Genomic DNA, 22,926 nt, shown 5'->3' with positions numbered 1-22,926 from the left:
AAGACGCGACAGACAAGTTAATCGTGCTGCGCGCCCCGGAAGGATCATTCCCGCGCCCGTCCGGATCGGCGGTCGACGCCGAAATGCTCCCTATATCTATGTAATCGTTTGAATTTTTGAAAGGGGCGGGCGGCGCCTCGGCCTCCAAACGCGTGACTGGATAAAGCCCGTATATTCAGACATATCGACTGGATCGGCTGCCCGCCCCGGAGACCCCCATGCCCGCCAGCTACATCGACCCCCGCAACGCAAAGCTCTACCCGCTCGACCAGCCGCGCTGGTGCTCGGACGAGCGCACGCCGCTACTGGTGACGCCGGGGGCGGGGATCACGCGCGAGGACATCGATGGCCGCACGCGCTCGCTCTGGCGCTACCGGGCGGCGCTGCCAGTCGAGATCAAGGCTCCGATCACGCTCGGCGAGGGCTGCACGCCGCTGGTGCAGCAGGACTGGGGCGATTTGCGGCCGTTGTTCAAGCTCGAATGGTTCAACCCGACCGGCAGCTTCAAGGATCGCGGCTCCGCCGTGATGCTGTCGTTCCTGCGCCAGATCGGCGTCGACGCAATTCTCGAAGATTCTTCCGGCAATGGCGGCTCGTCGATGGCCGGGCTCGGTGCCGCCGGCGGCATGCGCGTGAAGATTTTGGCGCCGGCCTCGACGTCGCCGGCCAAGATCGCGCAGGTGCGCGCCTACGGTGCCGCGGTGCAGCTCGTCGAGGGCCCGCGCGAGGAATCGGAGGCCGAGGCGATCCGCCAGTCGAGCCAGACCTTCTATGCCAGCCACAATTGGCAGCCGTTCTTCCTCGAAGGCACCAAATCGCTCGCCTATGAGATCTGGGAAGATCTCGGTTTCCGCGCGCCCGACAACGTCATCGTTCCCGTCGGCGCCGGCAGCTCTCTGCTCGGTTGCGCCTTCGGCTTCCGCGAGCTGTTGAAGGCCGGCCAGATCGCGAAGCTACCGCGGCTGTTCGCGGCGCAGCCGCTCAATTGCTCGCCGATCGATGCGAGCTTTCAGGCCGGCGTCGATACGCCAGTCGCGCGCGAGGTCAACAAGACCATCGCCGAAGGCACCGCCATCAAGCACCCGCTGCGCCTGCGCGAGATCGTCGCAGCTCTGCGCGAGAGCGGCGGCGCCACCGTCGCGCTCACCGAGGACGAGATCGTCGCCGCCCTGCGGCGCCTCGCGCGCCAAGGCCTGTTCGCCGAGCCGACCAGCGCAAGTGCTGCCGCCGCGCTGGAAAAACTATCTGCCATCGGCGCCATCAAGGCGAACGAGACCACGGTTGCCGTCCTCACCGGCACCGGCCTGAAGGCCGCGACCACGGTTGCCGATTTCGTGCAATAGGGCCGCGACGATGAAAGACCGTGCCGTCGCCGTCATGAGGCCGCGTTGAACCTTCGGTGACCTTCGCCAGCCTCATGAAGATCGACCTCGAGCAAAGGGAGAGTTCCATGACTGCGCAGGACCCGTTTGCAGCTTTCAAGGCAGTCCAGAAGGAAGCCTGGTCGCTGTTCACGCCGATGGAAGTTTTCACGACACCGACCGCCGCCAGGCTCGTCGGTTTTGCCGGCGTTGCCGCCGGCCAAAGGCTGCTCGACGTCGGCTGCGGCACCGGCGTGGTCGCGATCACGGCGGCGCGCCGCGGTGCGAAGGTCAGGGGTCTCGATCTGTCGCCGGTCCTGATCGAACGCGCCCGCGAGCATGCGCAACTGATGAACCTCGATGTCGACTTCAAGGACGGCGACGCCGAAAGCCTGCCCTATGGCGACAACGAGTTCGACGTGGTGCTCAGCCAGTTCGGCCACATGTTCGCGCCGCGTCCGGACGTCGCGATCGGCGAGATGCTGCGCGTGCTGAAGCCCGGCGGCACCATCGCCTTCTCCACCTGGCCGCCGCATCTGTATGTCGGGCGGATGTTCGCGCTGATCGGCCGCCATCTGCCGCCGCCCGAGGGCGTGGCATCGCCGGTGTTGTGGGGCGATCCGAAGATCGTCGCGGAGCGTCTCGCGGGGAAAACGAAGGATCTCTCCTTCGAGATGGACATGATGACGCCGTCCGCCCTCAGCCCGCAGCATTTCCGCCGCACCATGGAAGCGACGATCGGGCCTTTGATCAAGCTCGTCGCCCAGTACAAGGACGAACCGGACAAGCTCAAGAGCTTCCGAGCCGAGTTCGAGGCGCTGATCTCGGAATATTTCGACGCCGGCCACAATGTGATGCGCCAGCAGTTCCTGATGTCGAAGGCAAGGAAGGTGTGAGGCGCGTTTGACCGTGAGATTCTGCCTCATGTGAGAGCCCGCCAAAGCAGGCGTCTCGAACCATGGGGAGGGTCGCGCGGCTCACTCCTTCAGATCATTCACCTGCCTGACCCAGGTGCGCACGTCGGCGAGCACGGCGGGCAGCACCGCCTTGACCTCGGCCACGGTCATGCCGGGCTTGATGCGGGGGTCGTACAAGAGATTGAGGATGTACTGGTCGTAGACGTCGAAATAGCCCATCGAGACGTTGTCGTTGAACATGGTCCACGGCACGCTCGCGGTGTCGTTGATGGGCCCGAGCGATTGCAGCAGCTCCTCATAGGCGCAGTCGAGGAAGACGAAATCGCCGTTGTCGACGGTGAGGATGACGTCGGAATGCTCGATCTCGAAATTGTCGTTCTTGCGGAAGCCGGACAGGCATTGCGGGTCGAGCGAGGTGCGGATCTCGCGCGCCTTCTCGGCGCCGTAGAAGCTGGAGATGGTGCGGAAGAGGTCGCGGTCGCGCACCAGCTTCACCCGCACATTGGCCGCTTCGGCGGTCGCGATCATGGCGATGTCGAGATGCTGCACGCGATGGGCGATGTCGGCCACGACCTTGGCGAGCTGCGTCTTGCGGTCGGCGCGGTCGCTCTCGGCGTACACGCGCACCGGCCCGTCGAATTTGCGGATGCGGTCGACGCGGCCGGCGAGATGATATTCGGCGCCGAACGCCGTCTTCAGGAAGCCCTCGACGATCTCGCCGTCGGTGAAATTCTTCTTCTCGGAGCGCTGGCGCGAGGAGATCGCGAGTAATTCGCCCGCGGCGGCCGTGGTAGCGGTATCAGGAAGCAAGGTGAGCGCGCCGAGCGCCAGGAGGGCGATGCGAAGGCCAGGCGCGGGCGGATTGATTGCGCTCATTGTCCTGCGACGCTGCCGTATTCGGCTCGCGCGCACAAGACTACAAATTCACGCGCCTAGCGGGTTCCTGCCGCTTTCAAGCACGGTGCCGTAGGGTGGGCAAAGGCGCGAAAGCGCCGTGCCCACCATCTCTCGCCAACAGCCACAAATCGTGGGCACGCTTCGCTTTGCGCACCCTACGGCCGTTCATTCGCGTCTAGTTGTTCAGCACCACCACCGTGGTACCGACCGAGACGCGGCCGTAGAGATCGCTGACGTCGTCATTGGTCATGCGGAAGCAGCCCGAGGAGACCGCCTGGCCGATCGTCTCCGGCTCGTTAGAGCCGTGGATGCGGTAGAGCGTCGAGCCCAGATACATTGCGCGCGCGCCGAGCGGATTCTCGACGCCGCCCTTCATGTGGCGCGGCAGGTCCGGCCGACGCGCCAGCATCTGCGACGGCGGCGTCCAGTCCGGCCATTCCTTCTTGGCGGTGATCCTGTGCACCCCGCCCCAGCGGAAGCCGTCGCGGCCGACGCCGATGCCGTAGCGCAGCGCCTGGCCGTTCTGCAGCACCAGATACAGCCGCCGCTCGCTGGTGTTCACCACGATCGTGCCGGGGGCGTAATTGCCGTTATACATGACGGTGGTGCGGGGGATCGGATTGGCGCCGGAACGGAAGAAGTTCGGGCCGCCGCCCATGATGTCGCGCGAGTCGAACTCTTCGGCGAACGCGCCGCCCGCCATGGCCGACAGCAGTGCGACGGCGGCAATCGGCGCGGCAAAAAACCGGATCATTGTTTCCCCCAGCAAAAAATCGATTCAACACAGGCCACAGGCCATATTTGCGGGCTTTTCGCAAGCCACGGCCCCGTGAGGGACATCATCCAGCACAGGCGTTATCAAATCGGCAACCATGCCATTTGCCGAAAAGCGCCAGAGCGTTTTCAAGCGAAGTGGATACCGGTTCGCATCAAGAAAACGCGTCAAAACATGGGGCTAATACCCCGTTCCGACTCTATCGGAACGGGCTATTAGCCAAGCCGGCGCATCGTCGCGCGGGGCAGGGCCGCGATGCCGCCTATTGCTTTGACGGGACGAGCGAACAATGATTGATCGAACGGGTCTTTGGATATTGCCGGTTGCGGGAGCAGAACGAATGAACGGTGCGGAAAGCCTGGTGCGGACGATGGTCAAGGGTGGGGTGGATGTCTGCTTCACCAACCCAGGCACCTCCGAGATGCATTTTGTCGCAGCTCTCGACCGCGTGCCCGGCATGCGCTGCGTGCTCGGCCTGTTCGAGGGCGTCGTGACCGGTGCAGCGGACGGCTATTTCCGCATGAAGGGCACGCCGGCCTCGACGCTGCTGCATCTCGGCCCCGGCCTCGCCAACGGCCTTGCCAATCTGCACAACGCCAAGAAGGCCAATTCCGGCATCGTCAACATCGTCGGCCAGCATGCGGTCTACCACATCGGCTTCAACGCGCCGCTGACCTCCGACATCGAGGGCCTGGCCCGGCCGATGTCGTCCTGGGTCCGCACCTCGCCCGATGCCAAATCGGTCGCCGCCGACGGCGCCGCGGCGATTGCCGCCGCCAAGAGCGCCCCGCCGCAGATCGCGACCCTGATCCTGCCCGCCGACACCGCCTGGAACGAGGCCGACGGCGTTGCCGAGGTTCCAGCCGAGCAGCAGCGCGCGAGCTATTCGCCGCAGGCGGTCGAGCAGGCCGCAAAAATCCTGCATGGCGACGGCGAGGGCACGCTCTTGCTGATGACCGGCAGCGCCCTGAGCGAGCAGGGCCTGGCGCTGGCCGAGCGCATCGCCGCCAAGACCGGCTGCACCGTGATGGGCCCGACCTTCCGCCCCAAGATGGCGCGCGGCCGCGGCCGCTACTCGATCGACCGCATCCATTACGTGATCGAGAACGCGCTGCCGATGCTGGCCAAGTTCCGTCACATCGTGCTGGTCGAGTCCGACGATCCCGTGGCGTTCTTCGCCTATCCGAACAAGCCGAGCATGCTCAAGCCCGAGGGCTGCGACGTGCATCGCATGACCTCGTGGGGCGAGAATTCGGTCGCAGCGCTCGAAGCGCTCGCCGGCGCCGTCAAGGCCAGCGCCAAGGACGTCAAGCCGCAGGCGGTGCAGGAGCTAATCAAGCCGACCGGCGCGCTGACCCATGCCTCGATCGCGCAGTCGATTGCGTACGCGATCCCCGAGAATGCGATTCTGGTCGACGAGTCTCTCACCACCGGCCGCGCCTTCTTCCCGCCGACGGCCGCCGCCGCGCCGCACGACTGGCTCCAGAACATGGGCGGCTCGATCGGCTTCTCGACGCCGCTCTCGATTGGCGCCGCGATCGCATGCCCCGACCGCAAGGTGATCTGCATGGTCGGTGACGGCAGCGCGATGTACACGATCCAGTCGCTGTGGACCCAGGCGCGCGAGAACCTCAATATCGTCACCATCGTGTTCGCCAACCGCATCTACCAGATCCTGCGCGGCGAGTTCGACAATGTCGGTGCCGGCGAGCCCGGCCAGCGCGCCAACGACATGCTCCGCCTCGACCGCCCGACGCTGGATTTCGTCGCGCTGGCCAAGGGCATGGGCGTGCCCGGCCGCGCCGTCACCAATGCCGACGAGTTCAACAAGGCGCTGGCCGAAGCCGTGGCCGAGCCGGGGCCGCGGCTGATCGAAGTCCTGATGTAGGGGGTTGATTGAACAAGCTCTCTCCCCACGTCGTCCCGGCGAACGCCGGGACCCATAACCCCAGGGAGAGGTTTGGCGAAGACTCGGAGTTCGGTACGTGCGCCGTGTACACTCGATAGACCTCGCGGTATGGGTCCCGGCGTTCGCCGGGACGACACCGAACCAGGTGCGCGAGATGGGCCCGGAGGCACGATGCAGACCGAGCTGAACAAGGTGATCGCGGCGCTGCGGGACTTCTACGCCCACGAGGGCTTCCTGTTCGAGAAGGACATCGGCGAGCGCGCGGTCACCCACCGGTTCGCCGTGCATCTGGAGAAGCAGTTCGCCGGCTGGTCGGTCGACTGCAATTACGACCGGCTCGGCGAGCGCACGCTGCATCTGCCGCACGGCACCATCATCTCGACCGACGACCATCTCGGCAAGTCGATCTACCCCGATGTCGTCGTGCATCAGCGCGAGATCCCGAACAATCTGCTCACGGTGGAGATCCGCAAGGCGAGCAATCACACCCCGCTTGAGCACGACCAGCACAAGCTGCGGGCGCTGACCGACGTGCATGTCTGGTTTCCCTACTGGATCGGCGTGCTGCTCGTGCTGGACAAGCATCATGTGACGATGTCGGAGGTGTATGTCAGCGCCGCAATCGATCAGCCGCTCTCGCTCTGGTTCGCGACGCGGCTCGAGGAAAGCGGATTGGGAGCCGGCGCGCAGAGGCCGGGCTAATCACTTCCGACACAATAGGTGCTCTCCCTCTCCCGCTTGCAGGAGAGGGAGTCTCACCACCTGCTTCATCAGTAATGATACGGCTGCGAATAGGCGTAGCGCGGGTTGATGCCGCAATAGGCTGACGTTCCGGAGGCCGTGGCGGCACATTGCTGGTAGCTCGCGAACTGGCAGTTGCCGGGATAGCCCCAGTTGCGGCCCTGCAGGCAGTATCTGTCGCTTCCGGCCTGGGCCTGGGCCGCCGACAACGATGCGGCGATCAGCGTTGCGAACGATGCAAGCGTGAGGATGGTGCGACGCATTTCGATCTCCTTCAATGGTAGGTGGAACGACCGAGCCTTGGCGTTCCCGTGGCCTGTCTGACGCGGGGTCATGCTGTGTTGGTGTCCGCGACGCCGGATGCGTTCGAAGCGAGGTACATCGTGACGCAGCCAGCGGCTTGCACTGTGATCTCCGCCACAGTTCGCGCACGGGTTCCGACCTATCCTCGGCGAACTTGCACGCCTCGATCCCGTGGGACTAGGCTTGCCTCATACGGATCAAGGCATTTGGAGGTTCTGATGCAGAAATCATATTTGCTGGCTGCAGTGGCAGCGCTGGCGCTCATGACGCAAACGCCGCATGCCCTGGCCCAAAGCACGCCGGCTGCCGGCGGAACCGCGGCGCCTGCGGCGACAGCCACTGCGCCGGCCACGACGGCGGCGCCGAGCGCAACCACCGACACGTCCAGCCAGCCGACCGACTCCAAGAAGAGCGCGTCGAAGAAGCCGGCGAAGAAGAAGATGACGCGGCAGCAGGAAATCGACCACTCCGTCGACAGCGGCACCGTGCCCGCGCGCTATCGCAGCTCGGTGCCCAAGCAGTACCAGCAATATATCCCGTTCGATAAGCAGTGACGGATCGCACGGCGGCGCGACGTGATCAGCCGTCGCGCCGCCGGTGCCTGCCCAGATGGGCGCCGGCCGGGCGGCTGCCGACCTCATATCCCCGGTGGTGGTCTGCGAGCGCAGTGCTAGAGTAGGCCGAAGCCTGGGGGGAGTGATGAGTGACGACGTGAAGGATGCTGGCCTTGTGGCCATGATCAGCAGCATCCTTGGAGGCAACAAGCGCGCAGACAGTGTTGCACCGCCGCCGCTCACCGAGGGGCCGCCGACAGTGCCGTCGAACGGAGCGGACGCGGTCGCGACGCCCGTCCCTGAGGCGACGTCGACCGGGCAGGAGGATGCGGCCGCCACCGCGCCGGCCACCGTGGAACCGGTCGAGCCGCCTGCGAAAATCGTCACGACGCGGGATGGCAAGCAGCTGTTGCCGGCAGAAGCGATCGCCGATCTCGTGCTTGGTGAGCTGCGCAAGCTGGAGAATTTCCCGGCGACCGGCGCCTCGGTCACGGTCTATGGCTACCGGCACTGGAACGCCATGATTACCTTCGCCCCGTTCTCGACCAATTTCCAGAACGCGACGCGGTTCCGCCAGGCCATGCCGGACCTCGTCTTCAAGCTCCGTCGTTTCGTCGAACTTGAGATATAGTCCAGGGCAATCGTCAGCGGCGCCTCTGCGCGATTTCCCCTCGGTGAATCGCAGCATGATGGTGCGCGCCGTTACCCGAAACAGTTCGACAGGATCTTTGAATTGAGCGTCGCCTTTACCAAGGAAGAAAGCGCCGAAACCGCGTCCGAGACGCTGTTGCCGGATCGCCCGATCTCGCCGCATCCCAACCTCGTGACGGAAGCAGGGCTGCAGGCGTTGCAGACGCAGCTTCAGCAGGCCCGCGAGGCTTATGAGGCCGCGCAGGCCATCGAGGACGTCAACGAAAAGCGCCGGCAGTCGGCGGTGCCGTTGCGCGACGCCCGCTATCTGACCGAACGGCTGCGCACGGCGCAGCTCATTCCCGATCCGACCTCGACCGAAACGGTCGCCTTCGGCAGCACCGTGACCTTCAGCCGCACCGACGGCCGCGTGCAGACCTACCGCATCGTCGGCGAGGACGAAGCCGACCCGAAGGCGGGGACGATCTCGTTCGTCGCGCCGGTCGCGCGGTCGCTGATGGGGAAGGCGGTGGGTGACGTCGTAGGGACGGGCGCGCAGGAGATCGAGATTCTGTCGATTGCGTAGCAGCGTGCAGGGCGAGGCGAGGATTGCAGGAGCAATCCCATTCGCCTAATGCATGAGCCATGCGTCTTTGTTGTCCTGTCCTGATATCGATGATCCCCGCCGTGTCCGCGAAACAAAGCCCGATGGTTGGATGAGACGGTTTCTGTCGGGAGCATTGCCGTTTTACGCGCTGGCTGCATTGGCCATGTGCATGTATCTCGTCCTGTACAGGGCAAACCTTTTCGATCTGAACGCCATCGTCCAGGGTGCGACCGGTTCGTCGTGGTTTCTGGTGTTCATGTTCGTCTGCGTGCTCCTGGAGTCGGTCTTCCCGTATTTCGGCTATTTTCCCGGAACCGCCCTCATCCTGATGTCCGTGGCGCTCAATCCAAAGTCGGCGGATGCTTCCGTCTTTGTGGTGGCGTGGCTCGCTATCATCCTGGGCGCCGTCTTGAGTTACGGACAGGCTCGTTTCTTCAGGCCGTTCCTGCAGCGGGTGGCCTCGAAGGCGGCCGTGCGCCGATGTGAGTCCCTGTTCGACGCCTATGGCGCTTACGCGCGCATTGCCTTGTTCGTTCATCCCAACGCCTGCGCGATGTATTTCACGGCGCTCGGACTTCTCGGCCGCAGCCTGACGCGAGAGCTCGCCTATCTCTGCGCGGGTGCAGCGGCCGCCGTGGGCATCCTGTTCGTGATCGTGACCAGGTTGGTATCGTCCGTCGGCCCTGCTGATGACGGCGAATTGCAGGCGCTGTTGGCGGCAGCGCTGGCCGCCATGGGGACGCTTGTTGGCCTCTACGCGGCCTGGCGGCCGGAGCGGGTCGCCTGAAGCCTGCTCCGTCTTACACCTCCGGCAGCTCAACGCCCGTCAACTTGTGTGCATGGGGTTGTTTTCGACATTTTGAGGCAGCTCGAAGGACCGCTGGCGGGCGCCGTGATCGCCTGCGATCGACAGCTTCAGGGCGACGGCGCTGATCTAGCCACACCTAAATAATGCGCCTCTACCCGCCAAGCTTAGTGCAATACGCGAGCGGCTTCTGCTAGCCGGACTTTCTCTCTGAGGCCCTCGAGATCCTGTATCGCCTTAAGCAATCTCACCAAATCGGAAGCTATGTGTGCCAGAGTAGGCTTTTGCGGCTTTGAGGTTCGAGATTTCTGTTTCATCGCGAAACGGCTCCCTGCCAGGACCGGTAAAGATAGGCCGGGATTGGCAAGGACCGTGCCAGGGAAGCGCAACCGGCATTTCAGGCCAGAGAGCGCGCAGGAGGCAAGCGAAAGGGTTATCTGGCCGGTGCCGCTTTCCATCCATACGACTGGCGTGCGATCTGGCCAGTGATGTCGGTGTCCTTTTCGTCAGAGAGGCGCCAGGCCGCCACCCCGAAGCAGACGGTTAAAACCACGGCTGTTGTTAGCAGCAGCATCGATAGAAACTGGCTCACACCTACACCCCCGAATACGGCGCATGCGCCAGCGACCATGGAACGTCGATTCGGAAAATGCAGATGCGTTGACCTATTAGCAGGTATCCCCAAGCTACGCACAATGCGCAATTATCCTTGGTCGCAATTGCTATTCGTTCAAGCCGTTGAGATTGAATCAGGTTCTGATCGACCAGCGAAGTGCCGATCCATGGTTCGGAAAATAGCCGCTCAAGAACGCACGCTCAAACCCGCCCGCGGCCTGGGGGCGAAAGTGCAGCTGGGAGCATTTGGTGCTGGCGCGAACCGCGTTGAGATCGTTGCGGACTTCGCATCCCGCGTTGCCGAAAGAGCGGCCGAAACAAACGATGAAGATCCGATCGTTGCTAGCGCTACGAGCACTACCCCGAAAATTAGGCTGCGCATTTAATCCTCCCTCACTCCATCTCAGCATCGGACGGCGTTGTTTCAGCGCCGCTTCGTTTGGCCGCCAAAACGGTTTCGTGCACGCGACCGTGAAGTGTGGATTGCTGCTTTGCTCTGGCCCAAAGGCTCTCTAAACCGAAGCAGAGCCCAGCCGGCCTCAGCCGCCCAGACTGCTTCAAGAACGCGCGCGGCCACGGCTACTCTTTGAGGACAATTCGATGAGCACTATTGCCTTCCCGCATCAGGAAGGGACAAACCCATGAGGTGGACCGATAGCGCTTACAAGTCCGATGACTATGGGGACGAGCTCCGATAGGACAGGTGAGCTGAATGAATGGTCGGAAATGCAGCGGCCCCGGCACCCGTTCGCTGAGGCCGCTTTTATTTGCTCGGTAAGCGGAACGACTTTCCCAATTCCGAGTCGAATCCAAGCTTCCGACAAGTCCCCAAATCAAAAGCCCCCGTCGGGAGCAAACCTTCCCCAAGGTTGGCGATCTCGGCCCCAAACCGAGGTCGCTTGTCATAAATGTGGAAAAAGGCGTCGGCAAGGCCTGTGCGAGCAACGCAAATCGCGCGCTTCTTGCTTTGAATGCGCCGGTCGCAGTCGCGTGAGAGCGGAATTAAATCAGACCTAATCTCCATGGCAAAGTTCATTTAATTTAGCCATTTAAAGCTGGAATGTCGCGGCAGAGACTCGGCTGCCGTGCCATGATTGCCGCAGCAGGGAAGCTTAAAGGTCCTATCAACCGTTTCCAGTAAGCTTTGGGCTTGACCAGCGCATAATGCGAGTTCCCATTTAAATCTCCAGTTCGAGATGAGTCGGGATTTGCCGTGGGTATTTACTTGCTCTCGCTCGCGGCGTGCGTTGTCGGGGTTCTTCTATTCATGGCATTCCATCGATAGGGCCGACAACGGACGCAACAGTTACATTGAATCCTCAACCCAAGCCGAAATTAATAGTTTTGGCCGGTTGTTTTTGACTGTGCACAGTTGCTCGCGTTCAATTCCAAAGGTGGAGGCGAACGTGTTTTTGAACTGGGTCCTCGTTATCCTTATCGGCGTCAGCGTTGCGGTCCTGATAGCCCACGCGATTGACGCGATGCGTTCCTGAGGTGCCCTCTTGGTATGTCTCTGATGGACCTTGCCGGTACGGGCGGGGCGCTAGCCCGGCGCGGTGGAATTCGTCGAGGTCGATGAACTCCACGGCTCGCTGTCTTAGTGAAACCCTGGCTACAAAGCCGGCATGCAGCCAAGCCATAGATTGCGTGTGACCGGCTTTGCGCAAATTGTTTCCCCACCAGGCATTGAACTTGTACGCTGACGGCGGCAACGGTCTGCCGAGAATTGCTTCAATTTCCGAGAATGTGAGCCGAATCGTTTGCGGCCCTGTGCGCTGTAGCTCTTCCCGTAATGGATCGTAAACGGACATAACATTCGGCTCGTCACGTTGGCCCGTAGGCGTCCCTGCCATGCTCCAGGTATCTGGTGCAGCTGATTGATCGCTCCGCTTCGCCCCAGCATGAGTTGGCTCGCATCACCAGATTCAATTGCTCCTGGATCAGCGACGATAGCGCAGCGAGTATCGATTAGTGCACTTTCTGCTCAAGGTCTCTCAGTAGCGCGTGCAGAAAGTCGCTGGCATGGTCATATTGAGCGTTGCCGTTCGTGATTCGACGGACGCGCGGGCTCACCAAGCGACCAACAGTTTCAGAGCGGAGCAGCTCAGCTCTGTCCGAACACTGCAGCAGTAAAGCATCGGGTAAATCTTCCGCAGATCCGAACAGCTTCAAGAGACAATGTTCGCCCTCGGCCTTACGGTCGTGATGCGCCTTCGCAGCATATAAAGCAAACAGCCCACGGAAAGCATCGCGGGAAACGGCAGGTTTTCCCATCGCAGCGCCCTGAAAAATTAAATCCACAATAAAGGCAAGTCTGAAGCATTGGTGCGGAAAAAGCTAGCGCAAAATTAAATCAACCCGTATCTCCCATTGAGAGATTAGAGGCGGTCCGAAATCAGCCGCCGCAATAGCCGCACTTGGATCCGGCGATCTGCCACCATGTGGACCAAAGCGGCGCGACTTGTGGAGCTCGCTGCTTCGGTAGATCGAGGAGGCGAATTGACGCGTGGTCGATTGAAAATCAACTAGCGATACGTCTGGTCGGAGGCACCTGATGGTGGAATAATTCCGACGCTTTCTTGATTGGATTTTGACGTCGGCCGCGAACCGGCTGGCGACCTGGATTTTCATCATGGCCGCGCTTCCTCAGGGCGTTGTGGCGGAATTGCAGCACGAGAACGCGCGGCTCCTGGCCGAATTGCGCGCTGCACAAGATCGCGAGACCGCCACCGCGGACATCCTCAAAATCATTGCCAGTTCGCCATCGGAGGTGAAGCCGGTATTCGATGCGATCGCGAGGCGCGCCAATGCCCTGCTCGGCGGCTTTTCGACGACCGTATTCCGCTTCATTGACGGCACTGCCCATTTGGCGGCCTTCACGCCGACGAATTCTGCCGCCGATCGAGCTTTGCAGCAGATGTTTCCGCGGCCGATTGCCGATTTCGAGAGTTTTGAAAGTGCGCGGGCCGGTAAGGTGGTGCCGACCCCCGATACCGAAGCGCTGACAAACGACATCAAATTCATCGCGCGCGCCCGCGGCTTTCGCAGCATGTTGTTCGTTCCGCTCGCGACCGGCGGCGTGGTGATCGGCATGATCAGCGTCACGCGGGTCGCGCCGGGTGCCTTCGCTCCGCATCATGTGCAACTTCTGCAGACTTTCGCCGATCAGGCCGTTATCGCCATTGAGAATGCGCGGCTGTTCGATGAGGTGCAGGCGCGCACTGACGACTTGCGGGAATCGCTGCAGCAGCAGACGGCGACTGCCGATGTGTTGAAGGTCATCAGCCGCTCCGCGTTTGATTTGCAAACGGTGCTCGACACGCTCACGGAATCGGCGGCGTGGCTGTGTGGTGCCGACATGGCGGCAATCGTCCGGCAGGACACCGACGGCGCATACTATCATGCAACTCGGTATAATTTCTCGCCCGAGTGGGCCGAGGTCTCGGCTGGCATTCGACTCAATGCTGGACGCGGCAGCGTCGTTGGGCGTGTCCTGCTGTCCGGCAAGGCTGTCCAGATCCAGGATGTCCTGGTCGATCCCGAATACGCTTATCCCGAGCAGCAGAGGGCCGGCGGCTACCGGACCCTCCTGGGCGTACCTTTGCTTCGATCCGGAGAAACGATCGGCGTGCTGTTCCTGGGCCGCAAGGCCGTGAACTCGTTCACGGACAAGCAGATCGACTTGGTCTCAACTTTCGCCGATCAGGCCGTGATCGCGATTGAGAATGTCCGGCTGTTCGATGAGGTCCAGGCGAAGACGCGCGATCTCGCCGAATCGCTCCAGCAGCAAACCGCGACTGCCGATGTGCTGAAAGTGATCAGCCGCTCGACCTTCGATCTGCAGACCGTGCTCAACACGCTGGTCGATTCGGCGGCACGGCTGTGCGAAGCGGAGATGGCATTCATCATGCGCCGCGAAGGCGATGAATATCAGGCCGGAGCAGCGGTGGGGTTTTCCGAGGAATACATCGAGTTTCTGCAGGGGCACCCGATTACGCCCGGCCGGAGCACGGTAACAGGTCGGGCCGTACTTGAGCGCCGCCCAGTGCAGATCCTCGACGTCGCTGCCGATGCCGAATACGGCCTGCACGAGTCCATCACCATGGCTGGTCAGCGCACGGCGCTCGGTGTTCCCCTCATGCGCGAAAATGAGCCGATCGGCGCGCTCGTAATCGCTCGCAAGCGCGTGCAGCCCTTCACGGAAAAGCAGATCGAGCTGGTCGCCACATTTGCCGACCAGGCCGTGATCGCCATCGAGAATGTACGGCTGTTCGAACAATTGCAGACCAGAACGCGAGATCTGTCTGAGGCGCTGACGTACCAGACCGGCAGCGCCAATATCTTGCGGGTTATCGCTTCCTCGCCGACCGAGGTCGGTCCGGTGCTCAAGGCGATCGTGGAAAGCGCATGCGGACTTTGCGAGGCATATGATGCACTGGTGGTTCTGAGGGACGGCGACGACATCGTCATCCAGGCCCATCATGGACAAGTTCCCGTGGTGTGGAGCCGGCGGGCGATCAGTGTCAAATCGCCCACCGGCCGGGCGATTATCGACCGTCGCACCGTTCATGTGCACGACCTGCTCGGGTCCGAAGGCGAGGAGTTCCCGACCGGACGCGAATATGCGCTTCGCTCAAACGTTCGGACCGTTCTGAGCGTGCCGCTGTTGCGCGATGACGAGAGCATGGGTGCGATCGTGCTTCGTCGCACGGAGATTCGTCCATTTGGCGAGAAGCAGATCAACCTGCTTCAGACTTTCGCGGATCAAGCTGTCATCGCCATCGGTAACGTGCGTCTGTTCGAACAATTGAATGAATCGTTGGAGCGGCAGACGGCAACGTCGGAGGTGCTGGAAATCATAAGCGCTTCATCGGGCGCATTGACTCCGGTCTTCCACAAGATGCTGGAGAACGCGACGCGAATTTGCGGGGCCGGCTTCGGCACCATGAATCTCTACGAGGATGGCGGCTTTCGCACGGTTGCGTTACACAACGCGCCACAGGCTTATGTTGATACCCGGCTGTACCAGAGCATTCGCCCACATCCGGCGAGCGGGCTAGGCACCGTCGAGAAAACTCATCAGACGGTTCATATCGACGATATCAGGACTCAGCCGCCCTACGTCGAAGGCAACCCGAACGTTCGCGCGCTTGCCGACCTTGCCGGCGCACGGACCCTCGTCATCGTGCCCATGCTGAAGGAAGATGAGCTGATTGGCACCATCACGATCTTTCGCCAGGAAGTGAGATCCTTCACTGACAAGCAGATCGAGCTCGTGTCCAATTTCGCGCACCAGGGCGTGATCGCGATCGAGAATGCACGCCTGCTGAACGAGCTGCGCGAGCGCACCATGGAACTGTCCCAATCGCTCGAGGAATTGCGAAATGCGCAGGATCGGTTGATCCAGACCGAGAAGCTTGCCTCGCTCGGGCAACTCACCGCCGGCATTGCGCATGAGATCAAGAATCCGCTCAATTTCGTCAACAATTTTGCTGCGCTTTCCTCCGAACTGATCGAAGAACTCGGCGACGCGCTGCGCTCAGCCGGACTCGGCGAGGCAGCAAGGCTGGACATCGACGTGCTGATACACATGCTACAAGGCAACCTGGAAAAGATCGTGCAGCACGGAACGCGCGCCGATTCCATTGTCAAGAATATGCTTCTGCACTCTCGCGAAGGGTCTGGCGAACGCCGCGAGGCCGATATCAACGCCATCCTCGAGGAAAGCCTCAACCTTGCTTATCACGGAGCGCGCGCCGAGAAAGCAGGCTTCAACATCACGCTCGAAAGGAACCTCGATCCGTCTGCGGGCGCGCTCGATCTGTATCCGCAGGAAATCACGCGGGTGTTCCTCAATCTCGTTTCAAATGGCTTCTACGCGGCGAGCAAACAAAAGGACGCCGCCGGCGACGGCTTCGAGCCAAGGCTGCGCGCGACGACGACAAACCTCGGCGGCGCCGTCGAGATCCGGATTCGCGACAATGGCGCCGGCATCCCGGCCGACGTGAGAGGGAAAATATTCAACCCATTCTTCACAACCAAGCCCGCAGGCGAAGGAACCGGCCTTGGCCTTTCAATCTGCCACGACATCATCGTGAAACAGCACGGCGGCAGCATCGAGGTCGATACCGAGCCCGGCGACTATACGGAGTTCATCATCAGGCTGCCGCGTAGGCTGGCGGCGCACCGGAACGACGCGAAGTGAAATTATCGTAGGCATCAATTCAAGCGAAACTAGGAATCCTGCGTCGAACTTCACTGCAAACACCGGAGGTCGAAAATGAAGACGCTCTTGGTCCCGCTTCAGAATATTCCGATGATGACACCCACGCTCGATTCCGCCGTACGCCTCGCGCATCGTACCGGCGCCTATATCGAAGGCTTTCCGCTCCGGTTCGGCATCCCTCAATATCTGGCCGCGGAGTTGGCCACCGGCATTCTGTTAGATTCGTATGAAGTGAAGAGCGCAGCCGAATTGAACGACATGCGCGACTTTTTCGAAGCATTCATGCTGAAGCACGATGTTCCTCGATCCGCTGGATTGGGTCGACCATGTTTCGGCTGGCTGGAGACCGCCCCTGAGGGCGAAGATTTTGTCGGAAGCTATGGGCGCGCTTTCGATCTGATCGTGATGGCACGGTCTGACATTGATGCTGCGGGCCCTCACCGTCGCGCGATTGAGTCCGCGCTGTTCGAGAGCGGCAGGCCCGTTCTACTTGTGCCATCGAATGCACCAAGAAGCATCGCAACAAACATCATGATCCATTGGAACGGTAGTACCGAGCAAGCTCGGGCAAACGCATTTGCCATGCCGTTGCTTCGTCTGGCCGAGAAGGTATCGGTCCTAACCGTCGTTGGCGGCCAAGCGGTACCAGGACCGTCTGCCGATCAGATCGTCCAGCAACTGCGGTACAATGACATTGCAGCGCAGGCGAGAACGGTTGAACTGGAGGATCGCGACACCGGAGAGGCAGTCCTCGATGCCGTTAGAGCTGAGGGCTGCGACCTCTTGATCAAGGGAGCCTTCACCCGCGCCCGGTTGCGGCAAATGATATTCGGCGGGGCGACCAGCTATATCATGGAGCATGCGGATCTGCCTGTCCTGATGGCTCATTAGCGCCGCACGATTCTCTTCAGATCATGCAACCCTGCTCCTGTCTTGCCCGACGGGTCAAACCAGGATTCGGAAAAGGCGCAGCCCCTTGATCCGACTGAGGCCGGCTACCGTGCATGGGGTTGTTTTCGATGTTCTTGATATGGGCGGTCCCGAACAGCCGTGAGGCCAGGGCGATCGTCGGCAACCGGCAGCGGTCAGGAAAATGAATGGTGGGCGCACAAGGGATCGAACCTTGGACCTCTCCCGTGTGAAGGGAACGCTCTCCCGCTGAGCTATGCGCCCGGGACCATCATGCAGACGGCCGGACCTGTTCGGCCGGCCGGCGCATCGGAGCCCGCGATTTAGAAGTGCGGGCTTAAGGTGTCAAGTTTCCAGGCGCCGCGGGGGGCGGAAAACCTTGGCCCGATCGCGCAATTCGCTGGCCCGGCCGGATTTCGGGCTGCTTACGCGCCCTGCTGGCGGGCCCGGGAGGCGTGGGCCTGCAGCGCCCGGATGCGCTCGGCCAGCGTTCCGCCGCCTTCGGGCAGGCTCGGCGCGCCATTGGTCGCGGCGTCGTTGGCCGGGCGCGGCGCCGGCTTCGGCGGCTGGCCGGCCTCGGCCGCCAGCAACGCCTCGATCGGGGAGTTCGGGCCTTCGAGCTGCATCGCGAGTTTTGCCACCTCGGCGGCGATGTCGTTGATGCGCTCGCGGAGCAGCGCGTTCTCCATGCGCTCGGTCGCCCAGGAGCTTTCCGCCTGCTGCTGGATCGCGTTGATGTCGCGCTGGAGTTTGGCGCGCTCGTCGCGGGCGGTGCGCAGCTGTTCCTCCAGCGCGGTCTTTTCCGCGCGCAGCGCTTCCATGGCGGCCGACGACTTGCCGCCGCTCAAGGCCGCGATCTCGACGCGCAGCTCCTTGACGGTGCGTTCGGCGCCTTCATTGGCCTGGCGGAGCTGGTTGTTCTCATAGTCGCGCTCGGCGAGCAGCTTGCCCTGCGTGGCGAGCCGTCCCTCGAGGTCGGCGACGCGGCTCGACAGCATCTCGGCTTCCTTCACCTGTCCGATCAGCTGGCGATCGAGCTCGGTGACGCGCTGGCTCAGATTCTCGACCCGGCCGCGGGCATCGCCGAGCTCGCGCGAGGCGGTCTCGGATTCGGTGCGCTCCTGGGCGAGGCGGGCTTGCGTGGCGGCAAATTCCTTCTCGGCATCGCCGACGCGGTTCTTCAATTCCTCGATCTGGGCGCGCACCGCGACCAGCTCGACCTGGCGGCTCTCCGCCATCATCGAGCGGTCGGACAGTTCGGAGTTGATCTTGGCGAGCTCGTTCTGCTTGTCGGTCAGCGCGTTCTCGGCGGCGCGCAGGGCTTCGGTCTTGGCGTTGAATTCCTCTTCGGTGGCGCGGAGCTGCTCCTTCACCGCCTTTTCGCGCGCCTCGAGCGCGAAGATCGTGGCGTTCTTCTCGCCAAGCTCGATCTTCATGCGGTTGATGGCGTCGCTCTTCTTGCCGAGCTCGGCGAGCTGGCTGGTGGTCTTGTTCTTGAGCTGATCGACGCTCATCTCGAGCCGCCGCGCCGACATGGCGAATTCGGCGCGGAGTTGGTCCTTGTCGGCCTGGATCTCGGCCATCGACAGCGGCGTTGCGGCCTCCAGCCGGCGCGTGGTCAGGCGCACGGCGCGGTTATGCACCAGCGGCACGATCGCGAGCCCGCACAGCATCGAAAGCAGGAAACCGATCGCCAGGTACATGATCGGTTCGACCATGGGGCAGAACTCCCAAGCTTAAGGAAAAATTCACCAACGACCATGCCATGGCGACCCGGCAAAAAGCCAGCCCCGGCCTGTCGTTAACCTTGATCCGTAAGCCCGATGGGAGAGGAAAACCCTAGAATGGGTTCCAGGTCGCACGCGGCGTGTATTTGAGGTAGCCGATATTGGCGCCGAGCCTGAGGCCGAGCCCGGAGCGGATCGGCACCAGCACGATGTTGTTGGCGGTGAGCGCCGTCATGCCGAAGCCGCCGATGATGTAGGCCGAGCCGTCGAGGCCGGCAAAGCGCTGGTAGATCGCGTTGGTGGCGGGCAGGTTATAGACCAGCGTCATGGTGCGCGCGCCGTCGCCGCCCCAGTCGAAGCCGAGCGAGGGGCCCTGCCAGTAGACGCGCAGATCCCCGGCATTCTTGGTGTAGAGCGTGCCTTCGCCGTAGCGCAGGCCGGCGACGAACGCGCCGGAACCTTCCTCACCCAGGATATAGCCGTTGGGCAGACCCCATTGGCTGATCGCCTTCTCGATGATCGAGGCGAGCCCGCGCGAGACGTTGCCGAAGAAACGGTGTCCGGCGCCGACGAGCTCGTCCGGCCCATAGGTGCTGGGCGTCGGGGTCCGCTGCGGCGGCGGCAGATTGGGCGGCGGCGCCTGCTGGGCGGAGGCCGGCACGATCCAGCCGACCATCGCGGCAAGCGCGAGCGCAGCAAGGCGTGATGCGAAAGTCATAAAAGAACCCCTGGTACCGAAACCGGTCGCTTCCTTAACCTGACGCCAACAGGCGAGGCTCTAGGTTGCGCCGGATGTCCCCTCGACTCGGATGTTATCCGCAGCAACTATGACGGCACAACGGCAGGAAGATAGCCCTTTGCGCCCCGGAATTGCCTTGATCGGCCTCCTCGTCTGCCTGCTGTCGGGCGTATGGCTCACCGGCCCGGTCACGCCGGCCGGGGCTGCCACCACCGAGCGGGTCGTCGTCAACCGCTTCACCGGCGTCGCCATCGAAGGGTTCGATCCCGTCGCCTATTTCGTCGCGGGGGCGGCCATGCAGGGCACGGCGGAGTTCGAGGCGAACCTCTGGGGCGCGGTCTGGCGCTTCCGCAACGAGGGCAACCGCGCCTCCTTCCTGGCCCATCCCGAAATCTATGGACCGCAATTCGGCGGCTACGACCCCGCCGACATCGCCCGAGGGGTGACCGTCGCCGGCAATCCCCGTTTCTTCGCGATCGTGGCGCAGCGGCTCTATCTGTTCAGCCGGGAAGCCAACCGCGACGCCTTCGCCGCCAATCCCGAGCGGTTCCTCTATGAGGTGGGCAAGCGCTGGCCGGCCCTTCAGGACAAGCTCGGTCAGTAGCAGCCTTCAGAGTCTTGCCAGAGTCTTGCCGCCTGCGGGTCGCCCCAGGCGATGAACTCCGGGATGATGAAGCCGCTGGCGTGCCGTTCGCCGAAGCGGAGCTGGCCGCCCTTGCCGTCGGTCACCTTGCCCCCGGCCGCGGTTACGACCGCAGAGCCGGCCCCGACGTCCCATTCGCAGGTGGGCCCGAACCGGGGGTAGATGTCGGCGCTGCCTTCCGCGATCCGGCCGAATTTCACGGCCGAGCCGACGGTCCGTCTGACGGCGTTGGGCCTGCTGTCGATGAACGCTTCGCTCCTGGGATCGCCGTGCGAGCGGCTCACCGCCGCGATCCAGGGCTCGCCTTGCGCAGGCAGCTTGCGGGTGTGGATCGGCTCGGCCACGCCGATGGTAGCGCCGTCAAAGCTCACGCGCTCGGCGCCGCGGCCGACGATGCCGCGCCAGAGCAGGCCGAGCGCAGGCGCGCTGACGATGCCCAGCAGCGGCACGCCTGATGTCACCAAAGCGAGGTTGACGGTGAACTCGTCGCGACCGGCGACGAACTCCTTGGTGCCGTCGAGCGGGTCGATCAGGAAGAAGCTGCCATCAAACGAGGGCGAGGCGAGCTGGGTCCGCTCTTCCGAAAGGGTCGGAACGTCGCCCGCAAGCTGGGCCAGGCCGTCCGCGATGATATGGTCGGCGGCGAGATCCGCCTCGGTTACCGGCGAGCCGTCCTGCTTGCCGTCGATCCGCATCGCCACCCGGTTGACGCTGAGGATCGCCTCGCCCGCCTTCACCACCAGCGCGGTGAGCGGCTCCATCAACCGGGATGCGGCCTCGGCGTCGATGATCCTCACCTGTGTGCCTCATTCGTCAGCAAGTCTCGCCCCCTCAGTTGATTCGCCCGCAGCCCCTTTATGGCCGCTTCGAACCTATCGCAAGCTAGCTGCCACGGGCTGGCGAATGTTAGAACCCGAAGCATCCGTCAAGCATGCGTGATTCGCGGCGTCCGCCGTGCAATTTCAGGAACCCTCCAGGACCCCTTTATATGTCTGACGCCTCGTCGCCCGCGACCGCTACTGCTCCCGATATGCTCGAACTCGCAGCGCTGCTGTGCTCGCGGGTCTGTCACGATCTCATCAGCCCCGTCGGCGCCATCGTCAACGGGCTCGAAGTGCTCGACGACGATCCCAAGCCGGAAGACCGCGAATTCGCGCTCGACCTGATTCGCAAGAGCGCCAAGACCGCCTCCGCCCGGCTGCAGTTTTGCCGTCTCGCCTTCGGCGCCGCCGGCTCGTCCGGGGCGCAAATCGATCTCGGCGATGCCCAGACCATGGCGCGCGGCCACATCGAGGATGGCAAGTGCTCGATCACCTGGAATCTGCCGCGGCTCCTGCTGCCGAAGAATCGCGTCAAGCTGCTGCTCAACATGCTGGTCGTGTCCCAGCACACGATCCCGCGCGGCGGCATGCTGACGATCGACCCGATCGGCGAGGGCGAAACGATGAGCTTTCGCATCACCGCGACCGGACATAATGCGCGCCTGCCGCAGAACATCTCCGAGCTCTTGAGCGGCGAGCGCGGCCCTGCCGCGGATGCGCATGCGATCCAGCCTTATTATACGCGGCTGCTGGCGCAGGCCTGCGGGCTCACCGTGACGCTCAAGCCGGAAGGCGAAGCCATCATCATTACCGCTTCGTAAACGCGCGCAGCGCGCTCGGCATCTTAATCAAATCTTTACGAGGCGCTTCGGCTTGTCCGGAGCGCCTTATCTCTTTGTTGGTTCCGTTCTTTTGCACATACTCAACCAATATTAAACGCTTTGCGGTGAAGCTGGCCCCATTCCGAATAGGCGCATCACAATTCGTGCGTGCCCGCCCTGTATGAAGGCCTGTTTTCATGGATGATCTGTTGCGGGAGTTTTTGACGGAGACCAGCGAGAGCCTGGACACCGTCGACAACCAGTTGGTGAAGTTCGAACAGGAGCCGAACAACGCCAAGATCCTGGATAACATCTTCCGCCTGGTCCACACCATCAAGGGCACCTGCGGCTTCCTCGGATTGCCGCGGCTCGAAGCGCTGGCGCATGCCGGCGAGACGTTGATGGGCAAATTCCGCGACGGCATGCCGGTGAAGGCCGAAGCGGTGACGGTGATCCTGTCCTCGATCGACCGCATCAAGGAGATTCTGGCAGGCCTCGAAGCGACCGAGCCCCCCCCCCCCCCCCCCCCCCCCCCCCCCCCCCCCCCCCCCCCCCCCCCCCCCCCCCCCCCCCCCCCCCCCCCCCCCCCCCCCCCCCCCCCCCCCCCCCCCCCCCCCCCCCCCCCCCCCCCCCCCCCCCCCCCCCCCCCCCCCCCCCCCCCCCCCCCCCCCCCCCCCCCCCCCCCCCCCCCCCCCCCCCGAGGGGACCGACCGCGATCTCATCGACAAGCTGGAAGCGATGGTCGAGCAGGGCATGGCGGCAATGGCCGCGGGCGCTGCCGCCGCTCCCGTTGCCGAGGCTCCGCCGCTGGTGCCGGAAGCCCCGGTTGCCGCTGCTGCGCCGGCAAAAGAGATGACCTCGGGCACGCTGATCGACCAGACCCTGGAGCGCCCGCTGCGTCCGGGCGAAGTCTCGCTCGACGAGCT

The 22,926-nt window shown here is 63.0% G+C and carries 20 protein-coding genes, 1 tRNA gene and 2 pseudogenes; 14 read left to right on the top strand and 9 right to left on the bottom strand.

Going from position 1 to position 22,926, the window contains the following annotated elements:
* Positions 1-218: 218 nt before the first annotated feature.
* The gene (locus XI04_RS31305) at positions 219-1,343 is read left to right on the top strand and encodes a threonine synthase (RefSeq protein ID WP_271609511.1); all 1,125 of its coding nucleotides are present in this window, start codon (positions 219-221) and stop codon (positions 1,341-1,343) included.
* Positions 1,344-1,450: 107 nt separating this feature from the next.
* Positions 1,451-2,257 (top strand): class I SAM-dependent methyltransferase, encoded by an 807-nt coding sequence (locus XI04_RS31300; RefSeq protein WP_038948242.1) that lies wholly within the window; start codon positions 1,451-1,453, stop codon positions 2,255-2,257.
* An 81-nt stretch (positions 2,258-2,338) separates the two neighbouring features.
* Here the strand turns inward: XI04_RS31300 and XI04_RS31295 are convergent, their stop codons facing one another.
* On the bottom strand, positions 2,339-3,154 hold the full coding sequence (locus XI04_RS31295) for a DUF2927 domain-containing protein (RefSeq protein ID WP_271609510.1): 816 nt from the start codon (positions 3,152-3,154) through the stop codon (positions 2,339-2,341).
* 196 nt (positions 3,155-3,350) lie between these two features.
* Positions 3,351-3,929, bottom strand: coding sequence for a L,D-transpeptidase (locus XI04_RS31290; RefSeq protein WP_028140388.1), 579 nt, complete (start codon positions 3,927-3,929; stop codon positions 3,351-3,353).
* A 361-nt stretch (positions 3,930-4,290) separates the two neighbouring features.
* On the opposite strand from XI04_RS31290, the gene XI04_RS31285 reads away from it, so the two are divergent.
* Both XI04_RS31285 and XI04_RS31280 read left to right on the top strand, forming a co-directional pair.
* On the top strand, positions 4,291-5,838 hold the full coding sequence (locus XI04_RS31285) for an acetolactate synthase large subunit (RefSeq protein WP_038972723.1): 1,548 nt from the start codon (positions 4,291-4,293) through the stop codon (positions 5,836-5,838).
* A 192-nt stretch (positions 5,839-6,030) separates the two neighbouring features.
* Positions 6,031-6,561 carry a hypothetical protein gene (locus XI04_RS31280; RefSeq protein WP_038972722.1) on the top strand — a complete coding sequence of 177 codons (531 nt, stop codon included), beginning with the start codon at positions 6,031-6,033 and terminating at the stop codon, positions 6,559-6,561.
* Positions 6,562-6,629: 68 nt separating this feature from the next.
* Here the strand turns inward: XI04_RS31280 and XI04_RS31275 are convergent, their stop codons facing one another.
* A complete protein-coding gene (locus tag XI04_RS31275; protein ID WP_271609509.1) occupies positions 6,630-6,863 on the bottom strand; it encodes a DUF3551 domain-containing protein in 234 nt (77 codons plus the stop codon).
* Positions 6,864-7,121: 258 nt separating this feature from the next.
* Here XI04_RS31275 and XI04_RS31270 point away from each other — a divergent pair, with 258 nt between their 5' ends.
* From XI04_RS31270 to XI04_RS31255, 4 genes are all read left to right on the top strand, one after another.
* Positions 7,122-7,457: a hypothetical protein gene (locus tag XI04_RS31270; protein WP_212429212.1), complete on the top strand. Its 336-nt coding sequence runs from the start codon at positions 7,122-7,124 to the stop codon at positions 7,455-7,457.
* 145 nt (positions 7,458-7,602) lie between these two features.
* Positions 7,603-8,088: a hypothetical protein gene (locus XI04_RS31265; protein WP_038948249.1), complete on the top strand. Its 486-nt coding sequence runs from the start codon at positions 7,603-7,605 to the stop codon at positions 8,086-8,088.
* 102 nt (positions 8,089-8,190) lie between these two features.
* Positions 8,191-8,673 carry a transcription elongation factor GreA gene (gene greA, locus XI04_RS31260; protein ID WP_028140382.1) on the top strand — a complete coding sequence of 161 codons (483 nt, stop codon included), beginning with the start codon at positions 8,191-8,193 and terminating at the stop codon, positions 8,671-8,673.
* A gap of 130 nt (positions 8,674-8,803) precedes the next feature.
* Positions 8,804-9,481, top strand: a complete 678-nt coding sequence (locus tag XI04_RS31255; protein ID WP_271609536.1) for a hypothetical protein — start codon at positions 8,804-8,806, stop codon at positions 9,479-9,481.
* 2,015 nt (positions 9,482-11,496) lie between these two features.
* Here the strand turns inward: XI04_RS31255 and XI04_RS31250 are convergent.
* Together XI04_RS31250 and XI04_RS31245 are read right to left on the bottom strand one after the other, a co-directional pair.
* Positions 11,497-11,925, bottom strand: coding sequence for a DUF7662 domain-containing protein (locus tag XI04_RS31250; RefSeq protein ID WP_271609508.1), 429 nt, complete (start codon positions 11,923-11,925; stop codon positions 11,497-11,499).
* A 157-nt stretch (positions 11,926-12,082) separates the two neighbouring features.
* Entirely contained in the window at positions 12,083-12,388 is a 306-nt protein-coding gene (locus tag XI04_RS31245) for a hypothetical protein (RefSeq protein WP_271609507.1), read from the bottom strand.
* Between the two features lie 358 nt (positions 12,389-12,746).
* On the opposite strand from XI04_RS31245, the gene XI04_RS31240 reads away from it, so the two are divergent.
* The gene (locus XI04_RS31240) at positions 12,747-16,319 is read left to right on the top strand and encodes a GAF domain-containing protein (RefSeq protein ID WP_271609506.1); all 3,573 of its coding nucleotides are present in this window, start codon (positions 12,747-12,749) and stop codon (positions 16,317-16,319) included.
* Positions 16,320-16,394: 75 nt separating this feature from the next.
* A complete protein-coding gene (locus XI04_RS31235) occupies positions 16,395-17,231 on the top strand; it encodes a universal stress protein (protein ID WP_271609505.1) in 837 nt (278 codons plus the stop codon).
* Positions 17,232-17,438: 207 nt separating this feature from the next.
* Here the strand turns inward: XI04_RS31235 and XI04_RS31230 are convergent.
* The 3 genes from XI04_RS31230 to XI04_RS31220 all read right to left on the bottom strand — a co-directional run bounded on the left by XI04_RS31230 (position 17,439) and on the right by XI04_RS31220 (position 19,694).
* Positions 17,439-17,513 (bottom strand) — tRNA-Val (locus XI04_RS31230).
* A gap of 161 nt (positions 17,514-17,674) precedes the next feature.
* Positions 17,675-18,967 (bottom strand): hypothetical protein, encoded by a 1,293-nt coding sequence (locus XI04_RS31225; protein ID WP_028144013.1) that lies wholly within the window; start codon positions 18,965-18,967, stop codon positions 17,675-17,677.
* 121 nt (positions 18,968-19,088) lie between these two features.
* A complete protein-coding gene (locus tag XI04_RS31220) occupies positions 19,089-19,694 on the bottom strand; it encodes a DUF1134 domain-containing protein (RefSeq protein ID WP_018322430.1) in 606 nt (201 codons plus the stop codon).
* Positions 19,695-19,833: 139 nt separating this feature from the next.
* On the opposite strand from XI04_RS31220, the gene XI04_RS31215 reads away from it, so the two are divergent.
* A complete protein-coding gene (locus XI04_RS31215; protein WP_095425503.1) occupies positions 19,834-20,319 on the top strand; it encodes a YHS domain-containing (seleno)protein in 486 nt (161 codons plus the stop codon).
* Here the strand turns inward: XI04_RS31215 and XI04_RS31210 are convergent.
* Positions 20,313-21,119 carry a 3'(2'),5'-bisphosphate nucleotidase CysQ family protein gene (locus tag XI04_RS31210; protein ID WP_271609535.1) on the bottom strand — a complete coding sequence of 269 codons (807 nt, stop codon included), beginning with the start codon at positions 21,117-21,119 and terminating at the stop codon, positions 20,313-20,315. The genes XI04_RS31215 and XI04_RS31210 overlap by 7 nt on opposite strands.
* Before the next feature lie 227 nt (positions 21,120-21,346).
* Here XI04_RS31210 and chpT point away from each other — a divergent pair, with 227 nt between their 5' ends.
* The 3 genes and pseudogenes from chpT to XI04_RS31195 form a co-directional block, all read left to right on the top strand.
* Positions 21,347-22,000, top strand: a complete 654-nt coding sequence (gene chpT / locus XI04_RS31205; RefSeq protein ID WP_026202749.1) for a histidine phosphotransferase ChpT — start codon at positions 21,347-21,349, stop codon at positions 21,998-22,000.
* 197 nt (positions 22,001-22,197) lie between these two features.
* Positions 22,198-22,509: pseudogene (locus XI04_RS31200) on the top strand (Hpt domain-containing protein); the annotation flags it as partial.
* A 181-nt stretch (positions 22,510-22,690) separates the two neighbouring features.
* Positions 22,691-22,926: pseudogene (locus XI04_RS31195) on the top strand (hypothetical protein); the annotation flags it as partial.

This window comes from Bradyrhizobium sp. CCBAU 11430 (genome assembly GCF_028128855.1).
GTDB classification, from domain to species: Bacteria; Pseudomonadota; Alphaproteobacteria; order Rhizobiales; family Xanthobacteraceae; genus Bradyrhizobium; species Bradyrhizobium ottawaense.
This window is presented reverse-complemented; position numbering and strand designations above follow the sequence as displayed.

Coding starts and splice junctions, on each gene's coding strand:
- XI04_RS31305 (WP_271609511.1), top strand. CDS start 219: ATGCCCGCCAGCTACATCGACCCCCGCAACGCAAAGCTCTACCCGCTC.
- XI04_RS31300 (WP_038948242.1), top strand. CDS start 1,451: ATGACTGCGCAGGACCCGTTTGCAGCTTTCAAGGCAGTCCAGAAGGAA.
- XI04_RS31295 (WP_271609510.1), bottom strand. CDS start 3,154: ATGAGCGCAATCAATCCGCCCGCGCCTGGCCTTCGCATCGCCCTCCTG.
- XI04_RS31290 (WP_028140388.1), bottom strand. CDS start 3,929: ATGATCCGGTTTTTTGCCGCGCCGATTGCCGCCGTCGCACTGCTGTCG.
- XI04_RS31285 (WP_038972723.1), top strand. CDS start 4,291: ATGAACGGTGCGGAAAGCCTGGTGCGGACGATGGTCAAGGGTGGGGTG.
- XI04_RS31280 (WP_038972722.1), top strand. CDS start 6,031: ATGCAGACCGAGCTGAACAAGGTGATCGCGGCGCTGCGGGACTTCTAC.
- XI04_RS31275 (WP_271609509.1), bottom strand. CDS start 6,863: ATGCGTCGCACCATCCTCACGCTTGCATCGTTCGCAACGCTGATCGCC.
- XI04_RS31270 (WP_212429212.1), top strand. CDS start 7,122: ATGCAGAAATCATATTTGCTGGCTGCAGTGGCAGCGCTGGCGCTCATG.
- XI04_RS31265 (WP_038948249.1), top strand. CDS start 7,603: ATGAGTGACGACGTGAAGGATGCTGGCCTTGTGGCCATGATCAGCAGC.
- XI04_RS31255 (WP_271609536.1), top strand. CDS start 8,804: ATGAGACGGTTTCTGTCGGGAGCATTGCCGTTTTACGCGCTGGCTGCA.
- XI04_RS31250 (WP_271609508.1), bottom strand. CDS start 11,925: ATGTCCGTTTACGATCCATTACGGGAAGAGCTACAGCGCACAGGGCCG.
- XI04_RS31245 (WP_271609507.1), bottom strand. CDS start 12,388: ATGGGAAAACCTGCCGTTTCCCGCGATGCTTTCCGTGGGCTGTTTGCT.
- XI04_RS31240 (WP_271609506.1), top strand. CDS start 12,747: ATGGCCGCGCTTCCTCAGGGCGTTGTGGCGGAATTGCAGCACGAGAAC.
- XI04_RS31235 (WP_271609505.1), top strand. CDS start 16,395: ATGAAGACGCTCTTGGTCCCGCTTCAGAATATTCCGATGATGACACCC.
- XI04_RS31225 (WP_028144013.1), bottom strand. CDS start 18,967: ATGGTCGAACCGATCATGTACCTGGCGATCGGTTTCCTGCTTTCGATG.
- XI04_RS31220 (WP_018322430.1), bottom strand. CDS start 19,694: ATGACTTTCGCATCACGCCTTGCTGCGCTCGCGCTTGCCGCGATGGTC.
- XI04_RS31210 (WP_271609535.1), bottom strand. CDS start 21,119: ATGGAGCCGCTCACCGCGCTGGTGGTGAAGGCGGGCGAGGCGATCCTC.
- chpT (WP_026202749.1), top strand. CDS start 21,347: ATGTCTGACGCCTCGTCGCCCGCGACCGCTACTGCTCCCGATATGCTC.